Source organism: Natrialba taiwanensis DSM 12281 (genome assembly GCF_000337595.1).
In the GTDB taxonomy this organism is placed as follows: domain Archaea; phylum Halobacteriota; class Halobacteria; order Halobacteriales; family Natrialbaceae; genus Natrialba; species Natrialba taiwanensis.
Genome location: NZ_AOIL01000041.1, coordinates 1 through 799 on the forward strand (window position 1 = coordinate 1; position 799 = coordinate 799).

The 799-nt window shown below is 59.7% G+C and carries 1 protein-coding gene; it reads right to left on the reverse strand.

The genetic code is table 11. The features are described 5' to 3' along the window. The coding region (tnpC, locus tag C484_RS10540) for an IS66 family transposase (RefSeq protein WP_006825935.1) at window positions 1–799 on the reverse strand (799 nt) is incomplete at both ends.

Here is a 799-nt window from a genome sequence, read left to right on the forward strand (position 1 = left end):
CCCGGAGAAGATGTGCCCAGCACCGCTGAAGGTTACTGCTGAACGCTGGATACGCCGTCCACCCATCGCAGATGACCGTTCCCGGGAAGTCCTCGCCGAGGACTTCCGCGGGAACATCACTTCCACGACTCTCCCTTACGGCGTATAGCGTGTGCTCGCTCGTCCGAAACGTCCAAATCCACGCCTGCTCACCCTCGCGTTTGATACCGGTTTCGTCAACGTGAACGATCTCTGCTTGCTGAATCTGTCTTCGAATCTGTTCGTATTCGCAGCGACCGGCGCGCGCAGCGCGCTCGGTCGCGTGCCACGCGGACGCGCCCGAGAGTTCTAATCCATGCAGTTGCTCGAACCGGTCAGCGATTTTCCGGTAGGGGAGGCGGTGATCGTACCGAGAAAGTGCTGCTTGAGAGATGACGTTCACCCCGAACTGCCCCTCATCGGGGCAGTCGGGGTGTGTAGCAACGGTTTCTGTTCCACAAGAGCTGCACTGGTAGTAGTGACGGTTGTACCGGGTGATTTCTGGTGGCTGTGGATCGGGAACCTCCTCGACGAGTCGGGGGCTGACGCCCACCGACTCGTCGAAGTGTTCGCCACACTCGGGACAACAGTCACAGGTGACATCGATCTCTTTGTCGGGATCTGCTGTTGCACGCCACTCAGGGTCGTGACCGTCCTTCCGTCCGGGAGTACCGCCATCGGTTCGAACATTCTCGTCTTCGTCGTCCTGCGAGGTCGGGGACTCGTCAGTCCCCGACCGTCGCTTACTGGGCGGTGTATGCGGATTTTCGTATTTGCGAAG